A 21,190-nucleotide genomic window follows, 5' to 3' on the forward strand; every position below is an offset into this window, starting at 1 on the left:
GACTCGTCGCGCGAAGCGGGAGGCTAGCGCCGGTTCTTCAGCGTCAGCCGCGCTTCGAGCCCGCCGCCTGGCCGGTTATGCAGCGACAACACGGCATCCATCGCCAGCGCGAGCTGCCGGGCAATGGCGAGGCCCAATCCCGTTCCGCCCGTATGGCGATTGCGAGACGTTTCGAGCCGGTAGAACGGCTCGAATACCGCCTCCAGCGATTCGGGCGGTATGCCGGGCCCACGGTCGAGCACCGAGATCGTCACTTGCCCGCCGGGTTCGGCTTGCGCCTTGATCTCGGCTGCCCCGCCGAACTTCAATGCGTTGTCGACCAGGTTGCCGACGATCCTGCGCAAAGCCTGAGGCCGCGTGACCAGTGCGGCTGCGACACGCCCTTCCAAGGAAACCGCCTGGCCCGCGTCGACATAGTCGCAAACCAGACTGTCGAGCAGCGCATCCGGATCGATGCGGCGCGGCGCTTCCGCCGCGCCGTGCAGGGTGCGCGCGTAGGTCACGCCTTCCTTGACGAGGTTTTCCATCTCGAGCAGATCCTGCCGCAGCTTGGCACTCTCGGCGCTGTCGTCGATCACGTCGAGGCGAAGGCGCATGCGGGTAATCGGCGTTTGCAGATCATGGGAAATCGCCGCGAGAATCTGCATGCGTTCGGTCATGTAAAGCCCGATGCGGTCCTGCATCGCATTGAACGCCCGGGCCGCGCGCGACACTTCCGATGGGCCGTCTTCAGGCAAGCGCGACGCCTTCAAGTCCGGGCCCAGCGTATCAGCAGCGTGCGCCAACTGATGCAGAGGGCGCGTCGCCAAGCGCACCGCGAGCCAGCAGCAGCCGGCCAGCACGGCCAATTGCAGCGCGAGGACGACCGGTAGCCAGCCCGATAGCGGAATGCCCGACATCGGACGAATGTCGATGGTGAGCGGCGTGCCGTCGCTCAGCCGCAAATGGGCCTGCAGATGCTCACGCTTGCCCGGAATCGCGTTCACCGTCAGCGGATAGGTCTTACCGATGCCGTCCGCAATCGAGCGCGCCACTTCCTCCGACAATCGCGCATCCGGGGGATTGCCGGTCACGCCGGGCCCGAGAATGAAGCCGTAGCTGCGGCGCGCAAGCCGCGGCAGCCACGCCGCGCGTTCGGCAGGCGGCAAGTGATCGAGCAATGCGACCGAACCGGCGACCTCGCGATCGATGTAGTTCATCATCATGTGAGTCGTCGCCTCGTCGCGTTCGGTCATCGTGAGCCAGAACGACAGCGTTTGCGCGAGTGCGAGCCCTACGCAGAGGATCAGCGCAAGCCTCGCGAACAGCGTGCGCGGCCAGTGCCATACGGGCCTCGTCATGGCGAGCCTTCGATCACGGTGACCGCCGCCGAGAACACATAGCCTTCGCTGCGCAGCGTCTTGATGTAGCGCGGCTCGCGTGCCTCGTCGCGCAGGCGCTGACGCAATCGGCTGACCAGCAGGTCGATCGAGCGGTCGAACGCATCGGCTTGCCGCCCTTGCGTCAGGTTGAGCAGTTGCTCGCGTGTCAAAACGCGCTGCGGATGATCGAGGAAGACACGCAGCAGCCGGTACTCCGCGCCGCTTAGCGCGACCATCGTGCCTTCCGCATCGAGCAGGTGCCGCGCGGTGGTATCGAGACGCCAGTCGCCAAAGCTCAGCATCTGCGCCGCCTCCGTCACCTGCATGCCGGGCGGCAGCATGCGGGAGCGGCGCAGCACCGCGCGGATGCGCGCGAGCAGCTCGCGCACCGCGAACGGCTTCGCGAGGTAGTCGTCCGCGCCCATTTCCAGGCCGACGATTCGATCGGTCTCCTCGCTCAGCGCCGTGAGCATCAGCACGGGCACGGTGCGGAATTTGCCGGCGCGCAACTCGCGGCACAGCACCAGGCCGTCTTCGCCGGGCAGCATCAGGTCCAGCACGATCAGATCGGGCGCGCCGGACTCCAGCGCAGTCCGCATTTCGCGCCCGTTCGCGGCAAGCGAAACTCGCATGCCGTTCTTCTCGAGATAGGCAGCGACGAGTTCGCGAATAGCCCGGTCGTCGTCGACGAGCAGGACGTGATCGATTTTATCCATCGGAGGATCATACCTTCGGGCGTTTTATCCCTATGCGGCTCGAGGTTATCAGCGAATCGAGTAACGCCTGCTTTATAGCCCAGTTGGCGCGGCGCTTTGTATCGCCATGTATCTGGCGGATGCCGGGATACAAAACATTGCACGGGCACCGCGCGGCAGACACAAGCGAGATACGTCGGAGCGTTCCAATTCAGCCATGCCAATTCCGGCTTTTCCGCTCGCTCAGCAAAGGACGCCAATATGTTTTCTCGACTCAAGACCGCTCTCGCCGTTACAACCGTTGCTGCCGGCGCCTTGTTTGCCGTGATGGGGGCAAGCCGCGGCGCAAGCGCCGGGCTCCCGGTCGAACGCAACAGTGCCGCCCCCGAATTCACCGGCATCGATAGATGGCTCAACAGCGAACCGCTGACCATGCAGCAATTGCGGGGCAAAGTGGTGCTAGTCGATTTCTGGACCTACACGTGCATCAACTGCATCCATACCCTGCCCTATGTGCAGAACTGGTATCAGAAGTACAAGGATCAGGGTCTCGTGGTGGTCGGCGTGCATACGCCGGAATATCCGTTCGAGCGCGATACCGCGAAGGTGAGCGCGGCCATCAAGCAATACGGTCTCGGCTACCCCGTCGCGCAGGACAATGACTACGCAACGTGGAACGCTTACGGCAATCAATTCTGGCCGGCGTTCTATCTGATCGACAAGAAAGGGCGCGTAGTCTACAGCCACTTCGGCGAAGGCGACTACGAGCACACCGAAGCCGAAATTCGGGCGCAGTTGGCGAAAGCGAGCTGAGGGCTGCGTGCGAACGCGTTCCTCAAGCCGGAACTGTCCGCCGGAAAGCGGCCGAAAGCGCGCTTCACAGAGACGTCGCGAGCGCCGCCACAAGCGCGGCCGCGACGACCGGCAGCGCCTCGCCGATCCGACGCGGTGTTCGACGCCGATGGCGGCCGGCCGTCGCGACGTAACTTCGAGCAGGCCGCTCGTCACGAAAAAGACAGAACATTCGGCCCCTGATCGGCAAAAGCAGACGCGATTTTTGTAATTCACGGTAAAACTGTTCGGCCTCGCGGCCTGTCAAATCGTCATCATCAGGCCGGAGAATGCGCAAGAATAGAGTCTCCTGCTAAAAGGCTCGCCCGCGTCTCGGCGCTTTGGGCCTCGCAAGAAAAATGAAAGCCCGGCCGATCTCTTTCATTAAGCATATCGGCGCATCGGCTCACGAAAACACCCGTTTGCTCCTCGATCGCATACTATTCGACATGGCCGAACACTAAGGAAGTGGCTCTCGAACGACAGCTACACTCCTCGACGTTCTGTCGGGGCGCACGAGATCCTATAAAAGCCTGAGGAAAGCTAATGGCAGATTCGCGACCACAGGGTAAACCTGAGTATGACGGCATCACTCACTTCCGCAGATCACGCATTTCGTTGTATACGTCGCAGCGTTCCTCCGCTTTCAGCGCGCGCATGAAACGCGATCCACGCGCGCCGCTCGTGTCCGCTCGTTCAGACAGCGCGGCGACGATGCGACGGGTGTGGCGCGCTGCCCTGATTGGTCTGCTCATTGCGGGCGCGCTGATCGCGTTCGAAAAAATGCCGGGAGCCGAGCATTGGCTCTATGTCGCGGCTTTCCTGGTCTGCGGCACGGCCGCCATCCTCGGCATCGCCTATACGCTGCTCGCGACGGTCTTGATCGGACGTTTCTTTGCGCGCTCGAGCGCCGAGCCGGCGAGCTATCCGCCTGTCACGATCGTCAAGCCGCTGCATGGCGAGGAATGGGCGCTGCTTGACAATCTGTCCAGTTTCTGCCAGCAGGACTATCCCGGCCCGATGCAATTCCTGTTCGGCGTGCACGACTCGGAAGACCCGGCGCTCAAAACAGTAGACGAATTGCGCCGTCTGTATCCCGAGGCCGACATCGCCGTCGTCGTCGAAGCGCGCCTCTACGGTCCCAACCGGAAAATCAGCAACATCGTCAACATGCTGCCGCAAGCGCGGCACAATATGCTGGTCTTCGCCGACAGCGACGTCAGTGTCGGGCCCCACTATCTGCGCCATGTGATCGGCGAGCTGCAAAAGCCCGGCGTCGGGCTCGTCACCTGCGTGTATCGCGGCCAGCCCGATCCCGGCTTCTGGCCGCGTCTATCGGTGAAAGCCACCAACTACCAGTTTCTGCCGAGCGTGGTGACGGGTCTCGCGCTTGGGTTGGCGCGGCCGTGCTTCGGACAGACCATCGCCATGCGGCGCGAGACGTTCGACAAGATCGGCGGCTTTGCGCAATTCGTTCATCATCTGGCCGAAGATCACGCCATTGGCGAAGCCGTGCGCAAGATCGGCGAGAAAGTGGTCATTCCGCCCTTCGCCGTCTCGCATGCGTGCGTGGAAAACAGCGCTGCGAAGCTGCTCGCGCACGAGTTGCGCTGGAGCCGCACGATCCGCACCATCGACCCGATCGGCCACCTGGGCTCGGCGCTGATCCACCCGTTCGCGTTTGCAATGCTCGCCGTGTTGCTGTCGGGCGGCGCAGGATGGTCGTGGGCGGTGGCGGGCGCCGCGCTCCTGGCACGCTTCACGCTCAAGTGGCAAACCGATCGCGCGCTGCGGCAACCGCACGTGGACCTGTGGCTGCAACCGGTTTGGGATATCGTGTCTTTCATGATCTTCGTGGCCAGCTACTTCTCGACACGCGTCGTCTGGCGCGGCTTTCGTTTCAAGGTCGACGGCAATGGCTTGCTGTCCCCGGTTCAGGATGAGTAATTGGTGATACCGATTCGTTTGGACAGCCGCACACGCTGTTGCGGCTGGATAGTGCTGCAGCGCTTTTGTTTCGACGCCCGCAACGCGGCCACTCTGCAGAGGGCGATTACAGCATGAGCAAGCATCTTGGCGGTATCGCTGCGCTCGCTGGCTTGCTGGTCTCGCTCTGGCTCGTGTGGCACAGCAATCCGGGGACGGTGCTCGGGCTGATGCGCGCCGCAGGCGCAGGCCTCGTGCTGGCGGCGGTCGCCCATGTCTTGCCGATGCTCGCCAATGCGCGGGACTGGCAAACGCTGATTCGCGACGCCAATCGCCCGAGTCTGGCGGGCATGCTGCGTCTGGTGTGGATCCGCGAATCGGTGAATTGCATGCTGCCGGTCGCGCGGATCGGCGGCGAAGTCGTGTCGTTCCGGATGTTGAAGAAGCGCGGCGTGCGGCCGGCGACGGCCGCCGCGAGTCTCGTCGCCGACGTTCAGCTCACCCTGATCAGCCAATTGCTCTTCACGATGATCGGCATCGGCGTGCTGGTCGGGCACGCGCAATCCGGTGCGTGGCGCCTCGCGGGTGACTTGGCCTGGGGTGTCGTGGCGCTGGCGCCGATCCTCATGCTGTTTGCCTTGGTGCAGCACGCCAGTCCGTTCGAGCGCCTCATGCGTCTGCTCAATCGCGTGACGAGCGGCCAGCTCGCGGCGCTCGTCGGTCCATCCGCGCAAATCGATCAGTCGATCAAGCTGATTTGGCGGCAGCGCGGTGTCGTCCTCCGCTATGTGTTTTTCTGGCAAACGCTTCAATGTCTCGCGACCGCGCTCGAGATCTGGCTCGCGCTTCATTTTCTCGGCGCGCATGTGAGCTTCCTCGAAGCCGTGGTCATCGAATCGCTGGTCCAGGCGATCAGCAGCGCCGCCTTCTTCGTGCCGGGCGGCCTCGGCGTTCAAGAGGGCGGCTTCATCGTGATCGGCGGCGCGCTCGGCCTCGATCCCTCGACTTGCCTCGCGCTCGCGGGAGCGCGGCGCCTGCGCGATTTGCTGATCTACATACCCGGGTTGTTCGCGTGGCAGGTCGCCGAATCGTCCGGCATGCTGGCGCGCCTGACCGGCGCGTTGCGCTCGTTCCTGAGCGCAAACAGGCAAACACGGGCCGGCGATTCGCAGTCGCGCGCGCCGGCGGAATCGATCAAAGCCGCAGATCGGGATTGCGCGCCGCCATTTCGATCACCCAATCGGTGAACGCCCGAACCCGCGAGCTGAGATGCTCGCGATGCGGATAAACGATCGAAATCGGCGTCGGCGGGCAATGGTATGAAGTAAGAATCTCCTTCAATTTCCCTTGCGCGATCAAATCCGCGACCATGTAGCGCGACGGCTGGATGATCCCGTAGCCGAGCACCGCGGCGGCGATATAGGTCGAACCGTCGTTGACCGCCAGCACACCGTCCACTGGAATCTTGACGAGCTCGCCGCCGATTTCGTATTCGAACGGAAACGTCCTGCCCGTTCGCTGCGATACGTAGTTCACGGCTCGATGCCGGCTCAGGTCTTCGAGCGTGGCCGGTTCGCCGTGCTCTTCCAGATAGGCCGGCGACGCGCACGTGACAATCCGCGCATTGCCGATGCGGCGCCCAATGAAACTCGACTCTTCGAGCGCGCCCATGCGGATCACGCAATCGACACCGTCTTGAATCAGATCGATGTTGCGGTCGGCCAGCCCGAGCCGGACCTCGATGAGCGGGTACAAGCGATAAAACTCGCCCAAGGCGGGCAATAGCAGCGATCTGGCAAGCGTGCCGGACGTGTCGACGCGAATCGTGCCCGACGGGTTCTTGCGCTTGTTCGACAGCGACGAATCGGCGTCCGAAATCTCGGACAGGATCTTGACGCATTTCTCGTAGTAGAGCGCGCCGTCCTCGGTGACGCTGACCTGCCGCGTCGTCCGGTTCAAGAGGCGCACGCCGACATGTTGCTCCAGCGCTTGAATCAGGTTGCTTACCGATCCGCGCGGCAACTCCAGCATCTCGGCCGCCTTGGAAAAACTGTTGGTCTCGACGACGCGAGTAAAGACTTCCATCGCCTGAAGGCGGTCCATGCAGGTGCTCCTCCTTAGTGGTTATGCAGCCCCATCACCGAATACTAGCCGGTGACGAATCCCGACTTCAACGGCCGCACATTCCCCGCGCGCGCGTCGTTCATCAGCAACCTTTCAAATGGCTTCACCGTTTTTGTCAAAACCGAGTGTGCCTCAATGGCGCGAAGTTTTCCCACGATCCGAGAAATAAAGACATGCATGAAGGGACGCCGCCTAAGCGGCGGCGCATTGCGTATCGCGCGATTTGCCTCCTCGCCGGCAAACGGCGAAAACGCGATGCCATCGGCAGCGAATGGAAATCCCCGGAAATCCCTATAGCGGCATACGCTCGCATGGTGTCCGGCCCGATGAAACCGCGAATGCGCTGTCGCATTTCACCGTTATTCAGGTTAACGAAAGGCTGCTAAAGAAGCGATTCTTTGCAGCTCAAGCGCACACCCTGCCGCCCCAACAGGTGATATCTCAGCCGCATCCGTCTTGCCGCGTCAATGCCATGCCGCGCACTCAAGCCCCTCCCCGCTGCTGCAATCCGCCAATCTCTCATCGAATGCCGCAAAAAGTGCTTCCGAACCTTCGGTACACCGCACTTCCGAATTTGTCTTCGTGAGACGCTAATCCTGCCGCTTTGCCACGCCCAATACGGCCGACGCTACGGCTCTCCCTCACCAATACAAAGGGGTTCCAAATGAAGTCAATAGAAATTATTACGCATGGTGCTTGCGATCACGCCAGCAGGCTTGAATTGCCGGCTATTCAAGCACTCCAAAATCCCGAGCGGATGCCGTTTTCGATCCGGATTGCATCCGGTGAGCGCGATCTAAGGAAAGCGGTGGGCGTACGGCGCACGGCTTATGGCCGGCACTTGCCGGAGTTCGCGCAAAGGATGGCGGTCGAGGACTGCGACCGCGAGCCCGGCACGACCGTGCTGCTTGCAGAGGCGAAGCTCGACGATGCGCCCGTCGGCACGATGCGAATTCAAACCAACGAGTTCGCGCCGCTTCCCGTCGAGCAATCGATGGAACTGCCGCACAGGTTCGGTGCGGCACGTCTTGCCGAAGCCACTCGCCTGGGCGTGGCGAACGGGGGCGTCGGCAAGGTCGTGAAAATGATGTTGTTCAAGGCATTGTTCCTGTATTGCGAGCAGCAGCAAATCGATTGGCTGATTATTACCGCCCGTTCGCCAGTCGATCGCGAATACGATGCAATGCTGTTCGAAGATGTTTTTGAACATCGGCAATTTATGCCGATGGCCCACGTGGGTGGCTTGCCGCATCGCGTAATGGCCGGGGAAGTCGGTGTGGCGCGGCGACGGTGGGGGGAAGCGAAGCACCCTCTATTCAAGTTCGTATTTCAGACACATCATCCGGATATCGATTTGCGCGTACCAAACGATTTATCTTTGATGCCGGAACCGGTACGATGCCAGGAAGGATCGCGTATTGCTTAATCAAGCTAATGAAATGAAATGAAGCCGGGCTCTAATGTGACCGGGCGCAACAGCGAACGGGCGGCGGCGGGCGAAGACTCGCACCGCCGCCGTTCCGGCGGCGCGAGAGTGTGGCTGGGGGAAATACAGATATGGCGTCGCTTGGTCCTCGCGGCCGCTTCGGTGGTCCTATTGCCCGTTTAAGACGCACTCGCGCCGGATCGAGGCTCGATCAAGCGCTTTACTTCTTTTCCATTTACATCGTGCCGGTGCTGATTGCCCTCAGCACGATCGCTGTTCTCTTGCTGTTGCCTCGCCAATACCCGTCGACCGGCTCGGGAGCGCTGACCTTTCGCGCGCTCAACGACAAAACGTCGACGCTCACTCCTGCGTCCGCATTGGATGCGCTCGCTGACGCGCCAGCCGTCACTCACTTCAGCACGAAGCTGGCGGAAACCCCGATCTGGTTCACGTTTTCCGCGCCCGTCGCCAGCTCGCGCCTGACGACTTTGATCGAATTTCCATCGCGCCACGCGCAAACACTCGATTGCTGGACGGTCCCGGCGCTGCAATCGCTGGGCAGCGCCAGCCGCGAGGCCGTGTCCGGACAGATGCGCGCGGTCAAGGCCGGCTTTGCGGTCTCGCTCGGCAGGCCTGCAAGCCCGACGCCCATGATCTGCCGCGGCACGTTCTCCGGCCCCGCGCAATTGACCGTCGACGCGATGGACGCCGAGCAATTGCGCAATTCGGCGCTCGACTTCGAGGAGAGCTCCGGCTTGATCGCGGGCGGCCTGCTGACGCTCGCCGTATTCGTTTTCGTCACGGCCATCATCAATCGCGAATGGACCTACGTCATCTTCGCGATGTGGCTCGTCGGCAATCTGCGCCTGTGCGCCAATGCGATGGGCTGGGATACCGAATGGCTCGATCGCGTGATTCCTTCCGTCGATCTGCCGCTGCTGCGCAAAGTCACGTTTGCCGCGTATTACCTGCTGACGGGTGCGCTATTCAGCCAGTTGTTTCGCCGCGAGCTGAAAATCGTCGGCTATCGCTGGCTGCTGCGCGTCGCGCAGAACGTCGGGCTCTTGTTGCTCGTCCTCTCGATTCCGCTTTCCTATGCGCACTTCATCCCCGCGTTGTGGGTGCTCGGCGGATTCGGCATCAGCGTGCTGATCTTCCTGCTTGCGCGGTTGCTTTGGAAAGCGCGCTCGCGCACGGTGATGTGGTACGCCGCGTCGCTTGCGGTCGTGCTGCTCGCCACGTTCTCCGAAGTGCTGGGCGCGGCCTTCGGCGTTCGCCAGCTGGCCGCCGGCGTCAGCCCGGTGCTTGCCGCGCTCACCTCGAGCATGATGGCCGCCTTCGCCATCGCCGAGCAGATGCGCGCGGAGCGCGAGCACCGGCGCCAGGCGCAGATCGAATTGCGCAACACCTACGAGGTCACGCCGATCGGCCTCTTCACGCTCGATTCGCGCGGACACTTCGTGCGCGCCAATCCTGCGCTGCGCGAGATGCTCGCCGTGCAAAAGAGCGACTACGGTCAGCGCCATTGGAACGACTATTTCGAGCCGGGCGCATGGGGCTCGCTGCAAGCCCTTTCGCTCAAGGGCCGCGACAGCGAAATCGAAATCGGCGGCTCCGAAGCGCGCGGCACCGCGGACCGCCGCTATCTGCTCAAGGCAATCGGCTCGAACGACGGGATCGAAGGCTCGCTGCAAGACGTGACTGAACGCTCGAAGGCCATCGAACGGCTGCGCTTTCTCGCCGAGCACGATCCGCTGACGGGCTCGCTGAACCGCCGCGGCTTGGAAAAGGCGATCGCGACGCAAAGCGAGAATGCGGCGCTATGGACGCTCGCCTATATCGACCTCGACCGTTTCAAGCTGATCAACGATCTCTTCGGCCACCGCTCCGGCGACGAAGTGCTCAAGCAGGTCGCCGATCGCGTGCTCGCGCGCATTCACGGCGACTTCTCGTTCGGGCGCATGGGCGGCGACGAATTCGTGTGCATCATGAACGAAACGTCGATCGACGAAGCCGTCGCGCTTTGTACGCGGCTTCTCGCGGAACTCAATGAAATTCCTTATCAGGTCGGCAGCCGCGCGTTTCAAGTCAAGGCGTCGATCGGGCTCGTCGAATGTTCGCACGGCGTGCGCGTGCAGGATGCGCTCTCGCATGCCGACCGCGCGTGCCGCGAGGCGAAGGAAAGCCGCCACAACCGGCTCGTCGTGTATCGCAAGGGCGCAGCCGCCTTCGAACAACGCGCGGCGGAGCTGCGCCTCGTGGAATCGTTTGGCCGCAACCAGCTGCCGGCCGGGCTCTTTCTCGTGATGCAGCCGATCATGTCGCTCACCGCGCCGACCGAATCGCTGAATTTCGAAGTGCTGCTGCGCATGCGCGCGGCCGACGGAAAAGTCGTCACGCCCGACAAGATCATTGCCGCCGCCGAAGAATCCGGCAACATCGCCGCGCTCGACAAATGGGTGGTCAGCACGACGCTGGATTGGATCGAGACGAACCAGAAGTCGCTGCCGAAGACGCGCTTTATCTGCGTGAACCTGAACGGCGGCTCGCTGAACGACGAGCGCTTCACCGAAGACATCTTTGCGTTGTTTGTCCGTTACCGTTCGATTCTTCGTTACCTCTGCCTTGAGATCACAGAGAGCGTCGCGCTGCACGACCTCGGGAACACGCAGCGCTTTATCGGCCGCGTGCACGACATGGGCGCCAAGATCGCGCTCGACGATTTCGGCGCGGGCTATACGTCGTTCCGGTATCTGAAGTCGCTGTCGGCCGACGCGCTGAAAATCGACGGCGAGTTCGTGCGCTCGATGTGCTCGCATCCGGCCGACGTCGCGATTGTCGAAGCGCTCGTCACGCTCGCGCACAATCTCGGCATGCGCAGCGTCGCCGAATGGGTCGAAGACTTGGACACGCTAAAGGCGCTGCACGAGATCGGCGTCGATTACGTTCAAGGCTATGTCGTCGCGAGGCCGCAGGAGTGCTCGGCGATTCTGCTTGCCGATTCCGCCGCGAGCTTCGTCGCCGATCCGCTGGTCGCGCAGTTCATCGAGAGCCTGTCCGAGCCGCGCGAGACGATCGCCTACGAGTTCGACACGCGGGCGCAGGCAGGGTCAAGCTAAGCGATGATGCGGCCGCTCAAGCCGTGCTCTTCACGACGCCGGCGATAGCCGAAGCGACGTAGCCGACATTGCGCTCGTTCAAGCCGGCAACGCACATGCGCCCGGAGCGCAGCAGATACACCGCGTGCTCTTCACGAAGACGTTCGACCTGGGCCTCGCTCAAGCCCGTATAAGTGAACATGCCGCGCTGCGCGAGATAGCGCGTGAGAAGACGCTCTTCCACATGGCCGTTCAGCCCGTCGTAAATGTCCTTGCGCATCGCGAGAATCCGCTCGCGCATCGCGCCCAGCTCCGCTTCCCACGATGCGCGCAACGCCGGCGCATTGAGCACGCTCGCAACGAGCCGCGCGCCGTGCGTGGGCGGATTGCTGTAGTTCGCACGCACCCTCGATGCCAGTTGGCCGAGCACGCGCTTCGCTTCATCGGCCGATTCGCACGCGACGCTCAACGCACCGCACCGCTCGCCGTACAACGAGAAGTTCTTCGAGAACGAATTGGCGACGATGAGCGGCACGCCCGATGACACGAGAAGACGGATGCATGCCGCGTCCTCGTCGAGCCCGGCACCGAACCCTTGGTAGGCCATGTCGACGAATGCGATCAGCTTGCGCTGCTGCAGCACGGGAACGAGATCCGCCCATTGCGCGTCGTTCAAGTCGACGCCCGTCGGGTTATGACAGCACGCATGCAGCAGCACGACGCTTTGCGGCGGCAAGCCCTCGATCGTGTCCAGCATTTCCTGGAAACGCAAACCGCCGGTCCGTTCGTCGTAGTACGGGTACGAATTCACCGCGATGCCGGCGCTCTCGAACACGACGCGATGATTCTCCCAGCTCGGATCGCTGAGCCACAGCTGCGAGTTAGGGAAATAGCGCTTCAGGAAATCGGCGCCGACTTTCAGCGCGCCGGAGCCGCCGATCGTTTGCAGCGTCGCGATCCGGCCACCCGCGCGAGCCTCGCTGTCGGCGCCGAACACCAGCGCCTGCGCTGCGTCGCGGTATTGCGCGTGGCCCGTCATCGGCAGATACGGGCGCGGCCCGATGCTGCCGAGCAACGCGCTTTCCGCCTCGCGCACCGCGCCCATCACCGGCAGCACGCCGGCGTCGTCGAAATAGATGCCGATGCTCAGGTTGACCTTGTTTTGCCGCGGATCGTGCTGGAAGTCTTCGTTGAGGCTCAGGATCGGGTCGCCGGGATAGGCGGGAACGTGTTCGAACATCGCGATTCTCCTCATAGCGTCTTGCGTTCGGTGACGCATAGTGTCGATCAGATCGCGGCGTTCGGCAACCAAGCGCGCTCCCGCGCGCCTTCAATCCTCCTCGACCACGCGGCGCAGCAGTTCGGGCATTCGGCTATACGGCGCGCAAAGCGATGGATCGACGCGATACACGCCGCCGAGCTTTCTTTTCACGTCGTCATACGTGACGTAGACGGCATGTGCGTCGTCTTCCCAGATCACCGCCCTGAACGGCAATTCCAGCGCGGCGAGCGGATTGGCCGCCATGACCGGCGTGCCCGCCTTCGGATTGCCGAATATGAAGAGCCTCGTGGGACGCAACGCCATTCCTGCGTCACGCGCAGCGGCGGCCTGGTCGATGTCGGCGAACAGCCTGATGCCGCTCGCGGCCAGCGCTTCCGTCAGGCGAAAGACCGTGGTTTGGAAATCATGCCGGCTTTGCAGCGTGATCGCCGTGAGCGGATCGCCAGCCGTGTCGGTCGGGGTCGTCATGGATTGGGTCCTCCTGTGGACGCTCGAGTGCGGGTACGCGCGCAGCGCGTTGCGCTTCCAGTGTAGACGCCCCGCTTCGCCGGCACACGCTCGAAAGGCTCATATAAACGCTCATCCGTCTCAAGCGTGCGCCCCATGCCTTTCGAAGCGCCGCGGCCGACGCTACCCTACAATCGTTCGTTATGGCGCCACGTGAATCGCGCTAACGTAGAGGACCCATCATGCCGACACCCGCGCAAGAGAACGACACCGCATCGCCTTGGCATGCCGGCGAATTGGCGCTTCAGCAGCGCGCCGGCGTCGTCAGGCAAATGGACGGCCTGGGCCGCCGCAACGTGCGCGACCATCTGATCGACCAGCATCGCGAGTTCTATCCGCTCATTCCGTTCGTCGCTCTGGGCACCGTGGACGCAGAGGGCGACGTGTGGGCGACGCTGCTCGCGGGCGAGCCCGGCTTCCTGCAGGCGCCCACACCTCACGCGCTGCGTGTGAACGCGATGCGCGACCCGCGAGATCCCGCCTGCGCCGGGATTTACGAAGGCGCGGCCATCGCGCTCATCGGCGTCGAACTGCACACGCGGCGGCGCAACCGCTTGAATGGCGTCGTGCGCGATTCGTCCGAGCAAGGATTCGATATCGGCGTCAGGCAATCCTTCGGCAACTGCAACCACTATATCCAGGCGCGCCGCTTCGAATTCGTCCGCGAGCCGTCGGTTCCGGCAGCGCAGGCGCCCGTGCAGATGTCCCGCGTCGATGCGCGCGCAGCCTCGCTGATCGCCGCAGCCGATACGTTCTTCGTCGCCTCCTGTGTGGAGCGCGGCGACGGCGGCCGCGAGGTCGACGTCTCGCATCGCGGCGGCAAGCGCGGGTTCGTGCGGCTCGGCGCAGACGGCGTGCTCACCGTGCCGGATTTCTCGGGCAACCTGTTCTTCAACACGCTCGGCAATTTCCTGTCGAACCCGAGGGCCGGGCTCGTCTTTATCGACTTCGCGAGCGGCGATCTGCTGCAGCTCACAGGCGACGTCGAAGTCGACCTCGATTCGCCCGAGATCGCCACGTTCCGGGGCGCCGAGCGGCTGTGGCGCTTCACGCCGCGCCGCATCGTCTATCGCGCGGGGGCGATGCCGCTGCGCTGGACGATGCCGGCAGACGGCTTCTCGCCCTACTCGACGATGACCGGAAGCTGGGACGAAAGCACGGAACGCCTGAAGGCGATCGCGCTCGCCAACGCATGGCGGCCCTTCCGGATCGCGAAGATCGTCGACGAAAGCGCCGTGATCCGCTCGTTTCATCTCGAACCGGCGGATGGCGCGGGACTCATTCCTCACTTGGCCGGCCAGCACCTGCCGATCCGCGTCTCGCCCAGAGCCGGCGAAACGCCGCTGATCCGCACGTACACGCTATCGGTGGCGCCGTCCGACGGCTTCTACCGGATCAGCGTCAAGCGCGACGGCGCCGTGTCGCATCATCTGCACGACACGCTGCGCGAGGGCGACTTGATCGAAGCGCGCGCGCCTGCCGGCAATTTCACGATCGACGCGCACGAACGGCGCCCCGTCGTGTTGCTGGCCGGCGGCGTCGGCGTGACGCCGATGCTTGCGATGTTGCGGCATCTCGTCTACGAGGGCTTGCGCACGAGGCGGATTCGTCCGGCGTGGTTCTTCTACTCCGCGCGTTCGATTGCGCAGCGTGCATTCACGGCGGAGATCGAACAGCTCGTCGAGATGTCGAACGGCGCCGTGCGGGTCATTCGCTTGCTGACCGATACCGAGGGCGCGGTCGTTCAGCGCGACTACGACGCCAGAGGCCGCCTCGATGGCGACGTGCTGAAGAAGACCCTGCCCTTCGACGATTTCGACTTCTATCTCTGCGGACCATCGGGATTCACGCAATCACTCTACGACGGCTTGCGCGGCCTCTCGATCGCGGACAAGCGCATCCATGCCGAGTCGTTCGGGCCGTCCGGGCTGCGGCGCAGACAAGATCGATGCGCCGGGTCCGAGCAGGCGCGAGCGCCCGCGCAAGGTCCCGTTCCGGTGGTATTCGTCGCATCGGGCAAGGAAGCGCGCTGGACGCCCGATGACGGAACGCTCCTCGCGCTGGCGGAAGAACGCGGGCTCGCACCGGAGTTTGGCTGCCGCGTGGGAATCTGCGGCGCATGCCGCACGCGGATCGTCGAAGGCGCAGTCGCTTATCGGGAACCGCCTGCGTTCGAGGTGCCCGATAACGAAGCGCTGATTTGCTGCGCCGTTCCCGCGCGGGCGGACAAGCCGGGCGGCGAGCGGCTGCTGCTCGATCTTTGACGAAGCGCGGCCGGCTCGCCGTGTCGCGGCTCATGGCTCCGGTCCGCCAGCGCCGGCAGCGTCAGCGTTTAGGGCCGCTCCTTCGAAGCGGCATCGGCATGACGTCCCTTCGACGCCCGCAGCTCGTCGATACGCGACGCGCTGACGGAAGCGGCAGGATGCTGATTATCGGCCGACAAACCCGCCGCAACCTTGCTGTTTCCGCCCGAGGCGAAGTAATGCTCCAGATACTTCGCAACCTGGGTCCGGATAAAGTCCTTCGCTTGTTGCGGATCTTGAATGTCTTGCGTGCGCAGCGGGTTCCGGTTCTCCGGGTGCGGATCGAGATGCACGGAGCCGTCGAGCATTTCTCTCTGCATCGCGTCCATGACCTGCGGTTGAACGGGAACCGTCAGATCGGGGGTATCCGTGCGCCATGTCAGCTTGTCGTTCTTGGCGAGGTATTTCTGGGTCAGCTTGGCGGCCTGCTCGTCCCGCTTGGTCAGGAAATGCCCTAAGCCGAAGGCTTCGATCACCGAGCCGGGAATCGTCGAATGGCTGTACACGGTCGAATCGACCGCCGCCTCGAACCAAGGCGAGACCAGGATGCAAGGCACGCGAAGCCCCAGTCGATCGAAATCGAACGGCACGAGATAGGACTCGTCGAGCCTGCCCGGAATGCCGTCGGGCGACACCGTTTCCGGCGGCTGAACGTGGTCGTAATAACCGCCATGCTCGTCGAACACGATGATGTAGAGCGTCTTCTTCCACACGTTCTCGTTGGCCCGCAGGGCGCTATAGATGTCCGCCACCAGCTTTTCGGCGGGCCGCACGTCGGCCGGCGCGTGCATGCTGTTGACCGGCTGCGTCGGCGAGCCGATGAACGCGGGCACGATGAACGAGTACGTTGCGAGCTTGTCGCCCGACACGTCGCTCAGGAAATTGCCTTCGAACAGCACGTTGTTCTCCGGCTTCTTTTCGACGTTGGGAAAGAGCTGGAGCACGTCGTTCGTGTCGTGATAGTAGACGCGCCACGAGCTGCCGTTCGTCGCATTGATGCGGTCGTAGATCGTGTCGCAAGTGAGATTCGGCTTCCAGTTGGCGTTGTACGTATAGCCTTGCGACGTGGCCGCATGAACGAACGCGCGGTTCGGCACCGTCGGCCCCGGCACGTCCGCGAACCAGTGGTCGCACAGCACGAAGTGCTTCGCGAGCGTCGAGAGCACCGGCAACTGCACCGGATCGAAGCCGTTCATCACCTGTTGCAACTCGCTGTCGGTCGGATCGCGCTTGAGGTCGTACTTCAACGAGGTGTTGAACGACGCGATGAAGCCATCGAGCGTCGCCGTGCCGGCGGGCACGTTTGCGGGCACCTTGGTCTTGCCGAACAACTGCTCGTTGATCTGCTTGAGCGAGTGCGCCGGCCCTTGGCCGACCGAGGTGTAATCTCCGCCGCGCCGCGTCTGGAACGCCGTGGTGGCGGCATTGCCGGGTGTCTTGTAGTTGGTGAAGCCTCCTGCAGGCGCGCCTTCCCCGATCAGGCCCTCCCCGGTGCCGAGGTAGCCGAACAAGTGGTCGAACGACCGGTTTTCGAGCATCAGAACGACGACATGGTCGAATTGCAGGTCCATAGTGCACTCCTTTCCTGGATCGTGAATCGTGGCTGCGTTGAACCCCCGCGGGGACCGCCGCCTCGCGCGCAAGAACGCGGCGGCGAGTGGACGATGCTCAACGTGTCTTGTGGCGTTTTGATGTCGCGGGCGACGGTGTCGCCGCTAGGCCGTCTTCGAATCGTGCGCTTCGAGCATCATCGTCTATGCTGACCGACAGATGTTTTGCGAATTGCAACAGAGTGTCATCGCGAGAACGAACATGGCCCCGGCGATTCCATGTGCGATATGGTTTGCAACCAGCTTGAAGACGTGCTGAACGAGCGCTAACAGAGACCGCAACATCACCATCCGCAGGAGCTTGCAATTGCGTCAGGATCAGCTCGATGGAATCGTTACATTCATTGCCGTCGCCGAAGAGAACAGTTTCTCGGCGGCGGCCGTCAGGCTCGGCGTGTCGCCGTCGGCGGTCAGCCAGGCGATCCGCAGCCTGGAACAGCGCGTGGGGCTCGCGCTGTTCAACCGGAACACGCGCGGCACGAGCCTGACCGAAGCCGGCGCAGCCTATTTCGAGCGGGTGTTGCCGGCCGTGCGCGAGCTGACGCTCGCATCGGAGGAGCTCGGGGCCGTCGCCGGCCGGCCTGCCGGATTGCTGCGGCTCAACGTGGCGCGCTCGGGCCACATGATCGTGCTGCAGCCGATCCTGCGCCGCTTTCTGGACCAATACCCCGACATCCGCCTCGACGTATCGATCGAAAACTCGCTCGTCGATATCGTCGGGCGCGGCTATGACGCGGGAATCCGCTTTGGCGACCTGGTCGAGCGCGACATGGTCGCCGTGAAGATCGGACCGCCGATCACCGCCCATGTCATCGCATCGCCGGAATACCTCGCGCGTCACGGCTTGCCCCGGCATCCGCGCGATCTGCTCGGCCACGCGTGCATCTGTTTCCGGCATTCGACGTCCGGCCAGATCGAACGCTGGCCGTTCGAGAAAGCGGGTGAAACGCTCGAGCTGGCGCTCAGCGGGCCGCTCATCGTCAACGACTCGGCCGCGCTCGTGCAGGCGGCGCTCGACGGCATCGGGATCGCTTACATGATCAACGGCTACCTCGAGCGCTTTCTCGACGACGGACGTCTCGTGCGCGTGCTGGCGGATTGGAGCCCGCCGCTCGCCGGCTTCACGCTCTACTACGCGGACCGCCGCCGCGTGCCGGCCAAGCTGCGGGCGCTGATCGACTTTCTGCGGCAGGACGAAAAAGCAGGAACGCCCCGCACGGAAGCGTTCCTGCGATAGGCCGAGGCTTGCCCGCGAAGACTCGCACGTCAAGCCGCGCCTGCCACGCGGGTCACACGCGCTTGTACTGCTCGATATCGAGCACGCCCTCGGTCCTCGCGACCACCACCGCCGTCAGCGTATCGCCCGTCACGTTGGCCGACGTGCAGCACATGTCGATCAGACGATCCACTGCGGCGATCACCGCGATCACTTCGAGCGGCAGCCCGACCGAAGCCAGCACGAGGCTCATCACGACGAGGCCCGCGCCGGGAATGCCGGCCGCGCCGATCGACGCGAGCGCCGTCGTCACCACCACCATCGCGAATTGCATCGTCGAAAGCTCGATCCCATAGGCGTTGCTGGCGAAGACCGCCACGGTGCCGAGGTAGCAGGCGAGCCCGGCCATGTTGACCGTCGAGCCGAGCGGCAGCACGAAGCTCGCGATGCGCGTGTCGACGCCGAGCTGCTGCTGGGTGGTCTCGAGATTGAGCGGCAGCGTTGCCGCGCTGCTCGCCGACGAGTACGCGAAGAGCTGCACCGGCAACACCTTGCGCAGGAACGGCAGCGGATTCAGACGAACCATCATCAGCGAGACGCTGCAGACGACGATCATGAAGAACAGCAGCACCAGGTAGTTCACCGCGACGAGCGAGCCGAGATGGCCGAGCACGGAGAAGCCGCGGTCCGCGGTGACGAACGCCATCAGGCCGAACACGCCGAACGGCGCGAACTTGAGCACCATGCCGATGAGCTTGAAGACCACGGCGGACAGGCTCTCGAAGAAGGCGCGGACCGGCGCGGCGCGCTCGCCCGACAGATTGATGGCGAGGCCGAAGAAGATCGCGAACACGATGCTCGGCAACAGCGCGCCTTCGGCGAACGCCTTGAACGGGTTCGAGGGAATCGCGGCGAGCAGCGCGTCCTTGAGGCTCGCCGGTTCGGTCACGCTCGTTGCCGCCGCGCCGGCCGGGAGATCGAAGCCGACGCCCACGCGTGCCGCGAGCGCGATCACGATTGCCATCACGGCGGTCGCGGCCATCAGCAGCAGATAGATCGCGATCGACTTCGTCGCGATACGGCGCATGGCGGCCAGATCGGCGAGCGACGTGATCCCGCACACGAGAGAAACGAATACCACGGGAATCACGCACATGCGGATCAGCGACATGAAGATGTCGCCAAGCGGCTGCAGCATCTTTGCGGGTTCGCCGATGAAATGCCCGGCGGCCACGCCGAGAATCAACGCGACCAGGATCTGATGCCACATCGCAAAACGGGGCCGGCGAGAACGGTGAGTGGATTGCATCGTGTTTGCCTTATTCGGACGGGAAGAATGAATAGGATTCTGGCCACACCCCGGGCGCCTATATATAGGATTTATCTTAAAAACGAGGGCGAAAACGACGACTCTCAAACCATTCCAATGGCCGCGCCTATCTCGAAACAGACCGCCGCGTTCCGATCGCGTAAACTCCGGCCCCAACCGTTTTTTATCGAGGAGAACAGATGCCACATTCAGTCGAGATTGCCGGTGCGGCGATCTTCGGTCTCGCGCTCGTCCACACGTTTCTCGCGAAACGCTTCGAGGTGCTCGCTCACCGGTATCCCGAACATGCAGGGCTCTTTCACTTTCTCGGCGAAGTGGAGGTCGTGTTCGGCTTCTGGGCGACGATCCTGCTCGTCGCGATCATCGCGCTCGCGGGACCGCAGCAGGCGCTCCACTACGCCGAGTCGCGCGAGTTCACCGAGCCGCTCTTCGTGTTCACGATCATGGTGATCGCGGCGAGCCGCCCGATTCTCGAAGCGGTGACGGGGCTCGTGATGCGCATCGCCCGCCTCTTGCCGCTCGACGCGAATCTGACCGTGGTCTGGCTCGCGCTTACGCTGATCCCGCTGCTCGGCTCGTTCATCACCGAACCCGCCGCGATGACGCTCGCCGCGCTGATCCTGCGCGAACGCCTCTTTGCCGCGCCGATCGCCGAGCGCTGGAAGTATCTGACGCTGGGCGTGCTGTTCGTCAACGTGTCGGTGGGCGGCACGCTGACCGCTTACGCCGCGCCGCCCGTGCTGATGGTGGCGTCCGCGTGGGGCTGGAACAGCACGTTCTTGGCGGCGCAGTTCGGCTGGAAGGCGGCGCTTGCCGTCGTGGTCAACGCGACCGGTCTGATGCTGGTCATGCGCAACGCGCTGCGCAACGCACAGCCGGCCGCGGCGCAGGCGAACGCGGATGCGCCCAAGCCGCCCGCCGTGCCGTTGACCGTGACGCTGATCCACCTTCTGTTCCTGGTCGCCGTGGTGATCGGCGCCCATCATCCGGTGGTCTTCATCGGCCTGTTCCTGTTCTTCCTCGGCTACACGCAAGCCTACGAGCAATTCCAGTCGCCGCTGATGCTGCGCGAAAGCCTGCTCGTCGCGTTCTTCCTCGGCGGGCTCGTCGTGCTCGGCGGCTTGCAGCAGTGGTGGCTGCAGCCGGTGGTCGCGTCGATGGACGCGCATGCGCTCTATGCCGGCGCGCTCGGCCTCACGGCGATCATGGATAACGCGGCGATCACGTATCTCGGCTCGCTGATCGCGGGCATGTCCGACGAGGCGAAGTACATGCTGGTCGCCGGCGCGGTCGCGGGCGGCGGCCTCACCGTGATCGCGAACGCACCGAATCCCGCCGGTCTCGCGATCGTGCGCAAGGGCTTTGAAGACGAATCCGTCGGCTTGACGGGGCTGCTCGCAGCGGCGATCGTGCCGACCTGCGTCGCGAGCGCCGCGCTGCTGCTGTTGTGATCGTCCGCTTGAAGTTTTGCTTCAAAGGCT

General features: G+C 63.6%; 16 protein-coding genes. 8 read left to right on the plus strand and 8 right to left on the minus strand.

The window, feature by feature from the left end; translation table 11 throughout:
- Positions 1-23: 23 nt before the first annotated feature.
- On the minus strand, positions 24-1,340 hold the full coding sequence (locus J3489_RS11540) for a sensor histidine kinase (RefSeq protein ID WP_206997958.1): 1,317 nt from the start codon (positions 1,338-1,340) through the stop codon (positions 24-26).
- Positions 1,337-2,077: a response regulator gene (locus tag J3489_RS11545; RefSeq protein WP_206997960.1), complete on the minus strand. Its 741-nt coding sequence runs from the start codon at positions 2,075-2,077 to the stop codon at positions 1,337-1,339. Before J3489_RS11545 ends, J3489_RS11540 begins: the two co-directional genes overlap by 4 nt.
- A 240-nt stretch (positions 2,078-2,317) precedes the next feature.
- Here J3489_RS11545 and J3489_RS11550 point away from each other — a divergent pair, with 240 nt between their 5' ends.
- Positions 2,318-2,869, plus strand: a complete 552-nt coding sequence (locus tag J3489_RS11550; RefSeq protein ID WP_206997962.1) for a thioredoxin family protein — start codon at positions 2,318-2,320, stop codon at positions 2,867-2,869.
- Between the two features lie 64 nt (positions 2,870-2,933).
- On the opposite strand, the gene J3489_RS11555 is transcribed toward J3489_RS11550, so the two are convergent.
- On the minus strand, positions 2,934-3,185 hold the full coding sequence (locus J3489_RS11555) for a hypothetical protein (protein ID WP_206997963.1): 252 nt from the start codon (positions 3,183-3,185) through the stop codon (positions 2,934-2,936).
- A 485-nt stretch (positions 3,186-3,670) separates the two neighbouring features.
- Here J3489_RS11555 and hpnI point away from each other — a divergent pair, with 485 nt between their 5' ends.
- Both hpnI and J3489_RS11565 read left to right on the plus strand, forming a co-directional pair.
- Positions 3,671-4,834 carry a bacteriohopanetetrol glucosamine biosynthesis glycosyltransferase HpnI gene (gene hpnI, locus J3489_RS11560; protein ID WP_242539965.1) on the plus strand — a complete coding sequence of 388 codons (1,164 nt, stop codon included), beginning with the start codon at positions 3,671-3,673 and terminating at the stop codon, positions 4,832-4,834.
- Between the two features lie 113 nt (positions 4,835-4,947).
- The gene (locus tag J3489_RS11565) at positions 4,948-6,060 is read left to right on the plus strand and encodes a lysylphosphatidylglycerol synthase domain-containing protein (protein ID WP_206997965.1); all 1,113 of its coding nucleotides are present in this window, start codon (positions 4,948-4,950) and stop codon (positions 6,058-6,060) included.
- Here J3489_RS11565 and J3489_RS11570 read toward each other — a convergent pair.
- Positions 6,008-6,916, minus strand: a complete 909-nt coding sequence (locus J3489_RS11570) for a LysR family transcriptional regulator (RefSeq protein WP_206997967.1) — start codon at positions 6,914-6,916, stop codon at positions 6,008-6,010. The two genes, J3489_RS11565 and J3489_RS11570, sit on opposite strands and share 53 nt — an antisense overlap.
- A gap of 685 nt (positions 6,917-7,601) precedes the next feature.
- On the opposite strand from J3489_RS11570, the gene J3489_RS11575 reads away from it, so the two are divergent.
- Both J3489_RS11575 and J3489_RS11580 read left to right on the plus strand, forming a co-directional pair.
- A complete protein-coding gene (locus J3489_RS11575) occupies positions 7,602-8,363 on the plus strand; it encodes an N-acyl amino acid synthase FeeM domain-containing protein (protein WP_206997969.1) in 762 nt (253 codons plus the stop codon).
- A 242-nt stretch (positions 8,364-8,605) separates the two neighbouring features.
- Positions 8,606-11,482 (plus strand): putative bifunctional diguanylate cyclase/phosphodiesterase, encoded by a 2,877-nt coding sequence (locus tag J3489_RS11580; protein WP_309491362.1) that lies wholly within the window; start codon positions 8,606-8,608, stop codon positions 11,480-11,482.
- Positions 11,483-11,498: 16 nt separating this feature from the next.
- On the opposite strand, the gene J3489_RS11585 is transcribed toward J3489_RS11580, so the two are convergent.
- Both J3489_RS11585 and J3489_RS11590 read right to left on the minus strand, forming a co-directional pair.
- The gene (locus J3489_RS11585) at positions 11,499-12,701 is read right to left on the minus strand and encodes an amino acid aminotransferase (RefSeq protein ID WP_206997973.1); all 1,203 of its coding nucleotides are present in this window, start codon (positions 12,699-12,701) and stop codon (positions 11,499-11,501) included.
- Positions 12,702-12,791: 90 nt separating this feature from the next.
- A complete protein-coding gene (locus J3489_RS11590) occupies positions 12,792-13,211 on the minus strand; it encodes a DUF302 domain-containing protein (RefSeq protein WP_206997975.1) in 420 nt (139 codons plus the stop codon).
- Positions 13,212-13,432: 221 nt separating this feature from the next.
- Here J3489_RS11590 and J3489_RS11595 point away from each other — a divergent pair, with 221 nt between their 5' ends.
- Complete coding sequence (locus J3489_RS11595; RefSeq protein ID WP_206997977.1) at positions 13,433-15,514, plus strand: 2Fe-2S iron-sulfur cluster-binding protein; 2,082 nt, start codon at positions 13,433-13,435, stop codon at positions 15,512-15,514.
- 68 nt (positions 15,515-15,582) lie between these two features.
- Here J3489_RS11595 and J3489_RS11600 read toward each other — a convergent pair whose 3' ends face one another.
- Positions 15,583-17,124 (minus strand): alkaline phosphatase family protein, encoded by a 1,542-nt coding sequence (locus J3489_RS11600; protein WP_206997979.1) that lies wholly within the window; start codon positions 17,122-17,124, stop codon positions 15,583-15,585.
- 346 nt (positions 17,125-17,470) lie between these two features.
- Between J3489_RS11600 and J3489_RS11605 the strand changes: the two genes are divergently transcribed.
- On the plus strand, positions 17,471-18,400 hold the full coding sequence (locus J3489_RS11605) for a LysR family transcriptional regulator (RefSeq protein ID WP_206997981.1): 930 nt from the start codon (positions 17,471-17,473) through the stop codon (positions 18,398-18,400).
- 52 nt (positions 18,401-18,452) lie between these two features.
- Here J3489_RS11605 and J3489_RS11610 read toward each other — a convergent pair whose 3' ends face one another.
- Entirely contained in the window at positions 18,453-19,688 is a 1,236-nt protein-coding gene (locus tag J3489_RS11610; RefSeq protein ID WP_206997983.1) for a dicarboxylate/amino acid:cation symporter, read from the minus strand.
- Positions 19,689-19,888: 200 nt separating this feature from the next.
- Here J3489_RS11610 and J3489_RS11615 point away from each other — a divergent pair, with 200 nt between their 5' ends.
- Positions 19,889-21,160 (plus strand): putative Na+/H+ antiporter, encoded by a 1,272-nt coding sequence (locus tag J3489_RS11615; protein ID WP_206997985.1) that lies wholly within the window; start codon positions 19,889-19,891, stop codon positions 21,158-21,160.
- Positions 21,161-21,190: the final 30 nt, after the last annotated feature.

This window comes from Trinickia mobilis, from assembly GCF_017315705.1.
Lineage (GTDB): Bacteria > Pseudomonadota > Gammaproteobacteria > Burkholderiales > Burkholderiaceae > Trinickia_A > Trinickia_A mobilis.